Origin of the sequence: Micromonospora sp. NPDC049580 (assembly GCF_040675595.1) — a bacterium.
Classification (GTDB): domain Bacteria; phylum Actinomycetota; class Actinomycetes; order Mycobacteriales; family Micromonosporaceae; genus Micromonospora.
Genome location: NZ_JBFAPG010000195.1, coordinates 1 through 10504, shown reverse-complemented (window position 1 = coordinate 10504; position 10504 = coordinate 1). Strand labels below are relative to the sequence as shown.

Genomic DNA, 10504 nt, shown 5'->3' with positions numbered 1-10504 from the left:
CGACCGGCCGGCGGGAACGGGGGGCCGCGTCGGTCACCGCCCGGCCAGCGACGCCCAGCCCGGGTTCACCGGCTCCCGGCGCAGCGGCATGCCCGCCTCCGCCGGGGTGCGGTCGCCCTTGCGCTGGTTGCAGCCGTAGCAGGCGGCGGTGGTGTTTCGCCAGGTGTTCCGGCCGCCCCGCGAGCGCGGCAGGATGTGGTCGATTGTCGATGCCGCCCCACCGCAGTACGCGCAGCAGTGCTCGTCGCGGCGCAGCACCCCGGCCCGGGACCAGGCCGGCCCGGAGCTGAACCGCCACCGGGTGACCACGTAGCGGACCAGCCGCACCACCCGGGGCAGCGGGAAGACGCCGATCACCTGGTCCGGCTCCGCCTCGTGGATCTCGGCCACCCGGCGGCAGAGCATCCGGACGGCGTGCTGAACGGTGACCCGGTGCAACGGGCCGAGGTCGGCGTTGATGACGAGAACGGCGTCCACCGGGACTCCTTTCCAGCTGGTGACGGACAGCGAAGAGCCGCCCGGTCCGGCGTTCGGACGGGGCGGCTCGGCGCGTACGGGTACGCGTCAGTCCGGCCGGCCCGCCCGAGGGCCTTTCGCTCGCCAACCGTCGCCGGGCAGCGTCGACGACGGCACGGTGGTGACGTGCGACCTCGTCATGATCTGCTCCCGCGGCGGTGGTTGACCTTGCGCGATCACGGTAGGTCGGCACGGGAGAGTGGGGCAACGTATTTCGATGGGCTGCCCGGCTCCTCGGGACGACCCTGACGCCGGGTCCGGGGAGCGCGCCGGGTCCGGGGAGCGTGCCGGGTCGGGGTAGCGACCCCCGCCGCGCGACGGGCGTTGGCCAGTGGCCGGTCCAGCCGCAGGGCCATCCGCGTGGTGAGTTCGCTGTCCAGGAGCGGCCGGTTGACCTCGCCCGCGACAGCCAGCGCGGGACCGGAGACGGAACGCCAGATGGCGGCCAGCCCGGCGCCCAGACCGAGCAGGGCGACGGTGGCCCGCGTGGTCGGTGAACCGGCCGCGGCGGCGGCGCTCACCCCGACCACCGCGAAGAGCACCACCAGCAGGGGCACCAGCACCGGCCAGAAGATGCCCCGAGCGGCCTGGGCCACCAGCCGTCGGTCCCGGATGATCAGGTTCCGGGCGACCACCGCGTAGTCCTCCTCGTCGAGCAGGTCGCGCGGATGCAGGCCGCCGGTGAGCACGCCGCGCCAGAGGTCACCCTGGTTGCGCAGCTCGCGGCTCAGCTCGGCCGGTTCCGGTTCCGCCGGATCGCCCTGGCCGGCCCGTTCCACCGCGACCGCCCAGGCGGCCAGCGAGCGGCGTACCACAGCGGCCGAGTACGGCGGCAGCACGCTGGCCAGCTCGTCCAGCCACCGGCTGAGCTGGATCTGCCGGCCGTCGAAGCGCCGCAGCAGTTGGGCGGCGTCGCCGGGCCGGACCGTGTCGGCCAGGGACCGGCCCAGCCGGTAGGCGAGCCCGACCCGGAGGTTGGTGGCCATCGCCCAGCGCAGCACGTCCACGTTGAGGTCGTCGAGGGCGAGCAGCAGCGGTTCGGTGTCGGCGGTGTCGGGCTGTTCCAGGTCGGGCAGCCGGTCCAGGTCGGGCAGCCGGGTCCGGGCGGCGGACGTGTCCGGCAGGGGCCCGGTGTGCCGGGTGAGCGCCGAGATCTGAGCCAGCGCGACGTCCACGCCGTCGAGGTACATCCGCATCCGGCGCGGGAGCGACATCTCGGTCAGGTTGGAGAGCTTGGCCGGTGGGTGGGCCGGGACGGTCGGACCGGGTTCGGCGTGCTGCCCGTGGTGGTACGCGTCCGCCATCCACCAGCCCAGCCGCAGCGCGGTGACGACGCAGGCGCGCTCGTCGCGGAGCAGCGGGTACGCGTCGTCCCGGCCGGTCTCCTCGGTCAGCGGAACGCTCTGGGCGCCGACGCGGTGCAGTGGTGACATCGCCGCTGCCCTCCCGCCCGGCCGATCGACGGATGATCATTCGAGCGTACGGCAGCGTACCGTCGGTTATGTTGCTTTTTGTCGGTTTGGGGTGGCCCGCCCGGCCAGCAGGCCCCGAGGCCGGATCGAGCGCACCGGCTCGGCTGCGGCGCCCTCCGCGCGCAGGATGTGGTTCGCCGCGATGATCCCGGTGGCAGCGGAGCGTTCCATCAGGGCGCTCGGGAAGTCCGTGGCGATCCCGTCGCCGGCCAGATAGACGCCGGGCGCCTCGGTGCGCACCCCCGGACGCCAGGCGTGGCTGCCCGGCGTGAACGCCGGCGCCTGCGCCTCCACCCGGGCGCGCATCTCCCGGACCCGCAGGTCAGCCGCCTCCGGCCAGAGCGCCACGAGCTCGCGGCGCATCCGCTCGGCCAGCTCCTCGGCCGGCACACCGGGCTCACAGGCGTACGCGTGCAGCTCGACGACCGAACCGCCGGTCTGTCGCGCCCAGCGGCGCGACTCGTTCTCCAGCCGGTGGTAGAGCGTCACCGAGTCCAGTGTGGGCTGCCGCGACACCCCGCTGAACACGGCCCGGTCGGCCGCCACGTCCCCGTCGCACCAGTACCGCGCCACCGCGTACGGCGGGCCGGGCGTGCCGAAGCGGGGCATCCGCGCCGCCAGCTCCGGTGCCCGCCCGACCAGGTCGGGGGAGGCCGCCACAAGCGCGGCCAGGGCCGGCGGATCCACCGCGAGCACCACGTGGGCCGCCGGGTGGCTGCCGCCGTCGGTGGTCGTCACCCGCCAACCCTCGCCGTCGCGGTGCACCCCCGTGGCGCCGGACGCGGTGAGCACCCGACCGCCGTGCTTCTCCACGTGCCTCGTCAGCGGCTGCCAGATCGCCGTCGCATAGTCCTCGTCGGGGCAGTCGAAGGCCAGCCCTTCCGGATTGCCGAGCAGGTAGAAGTGGAACTGGGCGACCATCTCGGCCGCCGACATCTCCGCCTCGTGGTTGAAGAACGAGTGCGAGAAGACCTCGAACAGCATCGCCCGCGCCCGGTCCGGCAGTCGCAGCGAGGCCAGCAGCTCGTCGGCGGTGGTGTCGTCCAACTCCGCGTAGGTGCGGACCGGGTCGTAGGTGAGCAGCGGCAACGCCGCGTCCCGGTCCATCGACCGCAGGTCGGCCAGGCGCAGGCTGGGACTGCGCAGCAGCAGCGCCAGCAGGTTCGCCGGCGGCGCGGGCGGCAGCCTGCCGAACTCCTCGGTCGGCCACTGTGCACTGAGGATCGGGTAACCCGGAATCGGCTTGAGGAAGCCCAGGTCGGGCTCGACCCGACGAAGGATGGAACGCCAGTTGTAGTACTGCCGGAAGAACGCGTGGAACCCGTGCTCGTTCTGCTGCTCGCCGTCGCCGAGCGCCTCGGGCCACGCGCCGAGCCGCCCGCCCAGCGTGGGCGCGGCCTCCAGCACCGTCACGGCCACACCCCGCTCGGCCAGCACGACCGCCGCCGACATGCCGGCGATCCCGCCGCCGACCACCACCGCCGCGACCGGTCCCGGCACGCGGTCGGCGCCACCTCCGCCCGGGTCCACCTGGTGCTGACGTACGCCGATGAGCCGACCCACCACACGCGACAGCGCCACGCGCACCTCCCTCTTCCGGCCCAGTCTCCCCTACGGCAGGCAGCGGCGCTGGCGGTCGGACGCGGGCCAGACGTACTCCAGATCCTCGGGGACGTCGGCGCCGAAGATCGGGCGGTAGTGCGTCGGGTCCTTGCGCAGCAGCGACGAGCGGTGGCTCAGGTGCAGGTCGTCGCGGCCGAGCCAGGGCGGCAGGTCACCGGCGCGGGCCAGCTCGTCCTGTGTGCGTACGACGCCGGCCCCGCAGGCGGCGGCGAGGTCGACGGTCAGCGTGGTGGCGCAGGTGTCGGCCCGTCCCGGCTCGGTCCAGACGGCGCACATGTCCAGCCCGTAGCGGGTGAGCGCCTCCTCGTACCCGGCCCACATCTTCACCGCCGGATGGTTGCGCCACCCGTACCCGGGTCGGGTCAGGCCACGGAGCACCTGGATGGCCTCCACCCGTTGCTTCCCCAGCCGCTTCTGGTCCAGCGCGCGGGCGCTGGCCAGAAAGTCCGGGTACGGCAGGAAGGTCTGCATCCCGGTGCTCTACCCGCCGCCCCGGTCGACATGCCTGGTCGACAGACGTGGTCGGGATGATCCGGGCGGGGTCGCCCAGTGTGGTCGTGCTGGTTACGATCCGGGCATGGCTGAGCCGTGGCGGGACCGGGCGCGACGGGCGGTCGAGTGGAACTGGCGGCTACGCGCCGCCGGTGATCCGCGTCCGCACTACGTGATCTGCGGCCGGGACGCGCTCGCCTACTACGTGGCCCGCGCGATGGTCGAATCCGACCTTCCGGCCGGCGGCGTCCGGGTGACCGTCGTGGTGCCGGAGCGCTACCGACGCAACGGGCCGGACGTGGCCGGGCTGCGTGGGGTCCGCGTGGTCCGCTCGGAGCGTCTGGACGTGGCGACCTTCGAGGCCGCCGGGCTGGCCGGGGCGACCGGCCTGGCCCTGCTGCACCAGGACGACGTCGGCAACCTGCACGCCGCGCTCTGCGCCCAGGCCGTCGACCAGCGGGTGCGCCAGGTGCTGCGGATGTTCAACGGCACCCTCGCCGATGGCGTACGCAAGCTGCTCAAGGCGCCCGTCGAGGTGCTCTCCGACGCCGAGATGGCCGCGCCGGCGTTCGTGGCCGCCGCGCTCGGCGAGGTCGACCCCAGCTCCTTCCAGCATCGGGACAAGACGCTGCGGGTGGCGCGGCGGGCCGACGTCCGGCCGCAGGACGTGGTGTGCGCGCTGGCTCGCCCCGACTCGGAGCAGGGCATGGAGCTGCTGCCGGCCGAGCAGGCCGGCGCCGACCTGGTGCTCGCCGAGGCGACCGGGCAGCCGCCGGGCACCGAGGTCGCCGCCCGGCGGCTGGTCCGGGCGCGGCGGCGTCGCCGCCCGGTCGCGGTGCTGCTGCGGGCCGTACGCGGCTTCGCCACCCGCAAGATCGGCATCGCGGTGATGCTGGTGCTCGCGGTCATCGTGGTGCTCGGCGCGCTGATCTCCCGGGCCGAGGACGTCTCCCCGCTGGAGGCGCTCTACCTGACGCTGGTCACCACGCTCAGCGGCGCCGACCCGGACACCGGCAAGGCGGCCGACGCGCAGATCATGCAGGTGGTGCTCAACCTGGCCGGGCTGGCGCTGATCCCGCTGATCACCGCGGTCGTCGTGGACGGCATCGTCAACGCCCGGCTGGCCCTGCACACCGGCCGGCTGCAACCGGCCCGCGCCGGGCACGTGGTGGTGATCGGCCTGGGCAACGTCGGCACCCGGGTGATGGCACAGCTCCGCGAGTACGACGTCGAGGTGGTGGCGATCGACAAGGATCCGGAGCCGCGCGGCGCGACCCTGGCCCGCCAGTTGGAGGTGCCGCTGGTCGTCGGCGACGCCGCCCTGCCCGAGACCCTGACCGCCGCGTCGGTGGCCGACTGCCAGGCGCTGGTGGTGGCGTCCACCGACGACGTCGCCAACCTGGAGGCGGCCCTGGCCGCGCGCGACCTCCGGGACGACCTGCGGGTGGTGCTGCGGCTCTTCGACGGTGACTTCGCCGAACGGGTGGAGGAGACCTTCGCACTCGGGGTGTCCCGATCGGTCTCCTACCTGGCCGCACCGGCCTTCATCGGCGCGCTCACCGAACGCGCGGTGATCACCACGATCCCGGTCGACAGGCACGCGCTGCCGGTCGCCGAGGTGCCGGTCGCCGCCGGCTCCGAGCTGGACGGTCGGCCCCTGGACCTGGTCAACCGGGACGGGCAGGTCCGGCTGATCGCCCGGACCCCGGCCGGCGGCGCGAAGACGATCTGGTGGCGGGACCTCGACCCGCGACAGGTGATCTTCGCCGGTGACCGGCTCACCGTGGTCGCCCGCCGACGTGGCCTGGACTGGCTGACCACCCAGTGCGCCCCGCCCGCCCGCACCGGTCCGGTTCCCCGGCCGACCGGGCCTGCGCCCGGCGGCGAGCCGATCCCGCCGTCGGCGACGAGGTCGGTGCCGCGCCCGGCGGACCCCTCAGCGACTCCGCTGCCGCAGGCCGTACCCGGCGACGCCCGCGGCGAGCACGCCGAACCCGGTGAGGACGCTGCTGAGCGGCAGGTTGACCGCGAGCAGCAGGCAACCGACCAGCCCCAGGCCGGCGAGCACCTGCACCGGTAGCTTCCGCTCCCGATCCCGGCCCAGCGTGAGCGCCGCCGCGTTGGTGATCGCGTAGTAGACGAGCACCGTGCAGCTGGAGAAGCCGATCGCTTCGCGGACGTCACCGAGCAGCACCACCACGATCACCACGGCGGCGACGGCCAGCTCGGCGCGGTGCGGCACCTGGTGCACCGGGTGCACGGCGGCCAGCGCGCCGGGAAGGTCGCGGCGGCGGGCCATCGCGAGGGTGGTCCGGCCGATTCCGGCGACGAGGGACAGCAGCACCCCGACGACGGCGATCGTGGCCCCGGCGCGGACCACCCAGGCCAGGCCGGGCAGTCCGGCGGCGGTCACCACGTCGACCAGGGGCGCTGCCGAAGCGGCCAGCCGGTCGGCGCCGAGCACGCCGAGCGTGACCACGGCCAGCACCAGGTAGATCGCGAGCACCGCGCCGAGTGCCAGCGGCACCGCGCGGGGGATGGTCCGCTGCGGGTCGCGGACCTCCTCGCCGAGCGTGGCGATCCGCGCGTAGCCGGCGAAGGCGAAGAACAGCAGCCCGGCGGCGGTGAGCACACCCCGGGCGGAGCCGCCCGGGTCGCCGAGCCGGTCCAGGTGCACCGGCCCGCCCACCACGCCGACGACCGCGACCAGGGTCAGCACCACGAGCACCAGCCCGACGAGGGCCTTCGTGGCGGTGGCCGTCTTGCCGATGCCGTGCAGGTTCACAGCCGTCACCGCGAGCACCGCGCCGACCGCGACCAACCGCGCCTGCCCCGGCCACAGGTACGCCCCGATGGTCAACGCCATCGCCGCGCAGCTCGCCGTCTTGCCGACCACGAAACCCCAGCCGGCCACGAAGCCGGCCAACGGTCCGAGGCGTTCCCGGCCGTAGACGTAGGTGCCGCCGGATTCCGGGTAGCGGGCCGCCAGCCGGGCCGAGCTGGTCGCGTTGCAGAAGGCGACGAGGCCGGCCAGCACCAGCGCGGGCAGCAACCCGGAGCCGCCGGCCGCCGCCGCGGCCGGGCCGAAGACCACGAAGACGCCCGCGCCGAGCATCGAGCCCAACCCGATGACAACCGCATCGGGTACGCCGAGCCGCCGCGCCAGTTGATCCACGGACCGAAACCCTAGGGGTACGAGGTGAACGGCCGGTCCCATGTGCGTAGCCGGCCGGGGAGCGGCACATCGTCCCAGGGCACCCGGTGCAGCAGCCGGTCCAGGATCAGCCCCAGCAGCAGCCCGGCCACCGAGTCGGTCAGCCAGTGCCAGCCGAGATAGGTGGTGGTGGTGAGGACGACCAGCGGCGGCACGATGCGGATCACGGTGATCAGCCGGGGCGGCAGGTACCGGCCGAAGCTGCGAGCCAGCGGGGCGAGTAGCAGCGCGATGACCCCGTACCAGACGATCGCGTTGGCGACGTGCCCGGACGGGTAGGACTGGGCGAATCGCACCGGCAGATCGTCGTGGAACAGCGGCAGGGTCTGCTCGGGCGGCAGGAACGGTTCCTTGACGCTGGCGCTCGGTGCGGCGCGCGCGGTCCACACCTTGAACGGGCCGATGGTCAGATAGGTCAGCACGAACGCGACCACCGGCGGCAGGATCGGCCGCACCGAGCGGAGCCGGACGGCCAGCAGCACGCCCAGCCCCGCGGCGATGAGAGTCAGCGGGGTGCCCTGGCCGAGCAGGTTCAGCACCCGGGCCACCCAGTAGGCGACGGTCGGTCGGTGCGCGTCGGCCCAGTCGGCGACGGCCCGGTCCAGCCCGAAGAGCTGGTGGCCGACGAGGGCGACGGTCAACCCGACCAGCCCGGCCAGCAGCAGGGCGTCGAACCACCAACCGGCCGGGCGGACGGGCCGTAGCCGCAGGTCACGTCGTACCGCCGTGGGTTTGAGCACGCGACCACGCTACCGGGCCGACGCGAGGCCGGGGTGTTCGGCGCTGTGGGCCCAGCCACGATGTGAGGCGGATGCGGGGGGCGACCCGTCATGCTTGTGCCCGTGCGGATCACGTCTGCCCTCGTGGACCCGGCGCTGCTCGACCTGCCCTGGTCGACACCGCTGGAAGAGTGGCCTGCCCAGCACCTGGTGGCCCTCCCCCAGGGCATCTCCCGACACATCGTCCGCTTTGTCCGCCTGGGCGACTACGTCTACGCGTTCAAGGAGACCCGCGAGCGGATCGCCGAGCGGGAGTACGACCTGCTCCGGGCCCTGGAGCGCATCGACTTCCCGTCGGTCGAGGCGGTGGCGGTGGTCGCCGACCGGCAGACCGAGGACGGCGAGCCCCTCGAATCGGTGCTGATCACCCGGCACCTGCAGTTCTCGCTGCCGTACCGGGCGCTCTTCTCGCACACCCTGCGCCCGGAGACGATGAGCCGGCTGCTCGACGCGCTCGCCGCCCTGATCGTGCGGATGCACCTGACCGGCTTCTTCTGGGGCGACTGCTCGCTGTCCAACACGCTGTTCCGCCGCGACGCGGGCGCCTTCGCCGCCTACCTGGTTGACGCGGAGACGGGCGCCCTGCACACCTCGCTCTCCAACGGGCAGCGCGGCGAGGACCTGGAGATCGCCCGGGTGAACATCTTCGGCGAGGCGCTGGACCTGCAAGCCGCTGGCCTGCTGCACGAGTCCATCGACCCGGAGGTGGTCTGCGAGGAGGTCGTGCAGCGCTACGAGCGGCTCTGGCACGAGATCACCTACGAGCAGGCGGTCGAGCGGGAGGCCCGGCACGACATCGAGGGCCGCATCCGCCGGCTCAACGAGTTGGGCTTCGACGTGGCCGAGGTCGCCATGTCGACCATCGACGACGGGCGCTACCTGGTGCGACCGAAGGTGGTCGACGCCGGCTACCACACCCGGCGGCTGCTGCGGCTGACCGGTCTGGACGCCGAGGAGAACCAGGCCCGCAAGCTGCTCAACGACCTGGACGCGTACCGGGCGGAGAGCGACCTGACCGACGAGCAGCAGGCGGCGCACCGCTGGCTCACCGAGGTCTTCGAGCCGGTGGTCCGGGCCGTGCCCGCGAACCTGCGCCGCAAGCTGGAGCCGCAGGAGCTGTTCGCCCAGATCATCGAGCACAAGTGGCTGCTCTCCGAGCAGGCCGGCCGGGACGTCGGGATGGCACCCGCCGTGCAGTCGTACCTGGCCGACGTGCTGGTGCACCGCCCCGACGAGCAGGCCGTGCTCGGCGTCGACGTCCCCGCCCTGGGCTGACCCGGCCTCCGCTCGGCGGCGACCGCCGTGCCTGCCGCCGCCCGTCGCCGCCGTCCGGTGCCGCCCGCCGCCGCCCGCCGGCCTCGGCGCTTCACTCCACCCAGGAGCCGCCGCGCAGCACCCGCACCACGTTGAGGTCGTCGTCGAGCACGACGAGGTCGGCGCGGAGGCCGACCTGGAGGGCGCCGACCCGGTCGCCCAGGCCGATGGCGCGGGCCGGGGTGGTGGCCACCATCCGGGCGGCGTCGGCCATCGGGATCCCGGCGTGCACCGCGTGCCGCAGCGCCGCGTCCATGGTCAGCGTGCTGCCGGCGATCGCGCCGTCGCGGGCGAGCCGGGCCACCCCGTCGGTCACCGTGACGGCCTGACCGCCCAACTCGTACTCACCGTCGGCCATCCCGGCGGCGGCCATGGCGTCGGTGATCAGCGCGACGCGGTCCGGGCCGGCGGTCGCGGTGGTGAAGGTCAGTATGCCGTCGTGCAGGTGCACCCCGTCGGCGACCAGTTCGCAGATCACGGTCGGCGCGTCGAGCAGGGCCACCACCGGGCCGGGCTCGCGGTGGTGCACGGGCCGCATGCCGTTGAACAGGTGCGTACCCACGCTCGCGCCGGCCGCGATGGCGGCGCGGGTCTGCTCGTAGGTGGCGTCGGTGTGGCCCACGGCCGCTACCACGCGGTGGGTGGTGAGCAGCTTGATCGCCTCCAGCGCGCCGTCGCGTTCCGGGGCGAGGGTGACCATCCGGATCGCGCCTCGACCCAGCTCGATCAGCTCGGTCAGCTCGTCCGTGGACGGGTCGCGCAGATACTCCGGGTTCTGCGCGCCGCAACGGGCCGCGGAGAGGTAGGGGCCCTCGAAGTGGACGCCCGCCAGTACCCCCTCGTCGACCAGCGGCGCGAACGCCTCGGTGGCCGAGCGCATCACCGGAAAGGGCGCGCTGACCAGGCTGGCCAGCAGCGTGGTGGTGCCGTGCGCCAGGTGGAAGCCGGCCGCCGCGCGCGCCTGCTCGGCGTCCCCGGTGGTGAAGGTGTGCCCGCCGCCGCCGTGGGTGTGCATGTCGACGAAGCCCGGCAGGATCCAGTGCCCGTCGCGGACCGACGGATACTCGGCCACGGCCGTGATCCGGTCGCCGTCC

The 10504-nt window shown here is 73.9% G+C and carries 8 protein-coding genes and 1 pseudogene; 2 read left to right on the top strand and 7 right to left on the bottom strand.

Features of this window, described 5'->3' with window-relative positions; genetic code table 11:
* Positions 1 to 33: 33 nt before the first annotated feature.
* From AB0J68_RS17395 to AB0J68_RS17380, 4 genes are all read right to left on the bottom strand, one after another.
* The gene (locus tag AB0J68_RS17395; protein WP_363939356.1) at positions 34 to 477 is read right to left on the bottom strand and encodes an HNH endonuclease; all 444 of its coding nucleotides are present in this window, start codon (positions 475 to 477) and stop codon (positions 34 to 36) included.
* A gap of 215 nt (positions 478 to 692) precedes the next feature.
* Positions 693 to 1949: a hypothetical protein gene (locus tag AB0J68_RS17390; RefSeq protein ID WP_363939354.1), complete on the bottom strand. Its 1257-nt coding sequence runs from the start codon at positions 1947 to 1949 to the stop codon at positions 693 to 695.
* Between the two features lie 66 nt (positions 1950 to 2015).
* Entirely contained in the window at positions 2016 to 3569 is a 1554-nt protein-coding gene (locus tag AB0J68_RS17385; RefSeq protein ID WP_363939353.1) for an FAD-dependent oxidoreductase, read from the bottom strand.
* 30 nt (positions 3570 to 3599) lie between these two features.
* A complete protein-coding gene (locus tag AB0J68_RS17380; RefSeq protein ID WP_363939351.1) occupies positions 3600 to 4082 on the bottom strand; it encodes an MSMEG_6728 family protein in 483 nt (160 codons plus the stop codon).
* A gap of 106 nt (positions 4083 to 4188) precedes the next feature.
* Between AB0J68_RS17380 and AB0J68_RS17375 the strand changes: the two are divergent.
* Positions 4189 to 5919, top strand: a pseudogene (locus AB0J68_RS17375) (NAD-binding protein); the annotation flags it as partial.
* Positions 5920 to 6039: 120 nt separating this feature from the next.
* On the opposite strand, the gene AB0J68_RS17370 reads toward AB0J68_RS17375, so the two are convergent.
* Together AB0J68_RS17370 and AB0J68_RS17365 are read right to left on the bottom strand one after the other, a co-directional pair.
* The gene (locus tag AB0J68_RS17370) at positions 6040 to 7278 is read right to left on the bottom strand and encodes an APC family permease (protein ID WP_363939349.1); all 1239 of its coding nucleotides are present in this window, start codon (positions 7276 to 7278) and stop codon (positions 6040 to 6042) included.
* 11 nt (positions 7279 to 7289) lie between these two features.
* A complete protein-coding gene (locus tag AB0J68_RS17365; protein WP_363939358.1) occupies positions 7290 to 8027 on the bottom strand; it encodes a phosphatase PAP2 family protein in 738 nt (245 codons plus the stop codon).
* Positions 8028 to 8147: 120 nt separating this feature from the next.
* Here AB0J68_RS17365 and AB0J68_RS17360 point away from each other — a divergent pair, with 120 nt between their 5' ends.
* Complete coding sequence (locus AB0J68_RS17360; RefSeq protein ID WP_007465906.1) at positions 8148 to 9371, top strand: DUF4032 domain-containing protein; 1224 nt, start codon at positions 8148 to 8150, stop codon at positions 9369 to 9371.
* 91 nt (positions 9372 to 9462) lie between these two features.
* On the opposite strand, the gene nagA is transcribed toward AB0J68_RS17360, so the two are convergent.
* Positions 9463 to 10504: N-acetylglucosamine-6-phosphate deacetylase (gene nagA, locus AB0J68_RS17355; protein WP_363939347.1), on the bottom strand; the 1042-nt coding region annotated here is incomplete at its 5' end.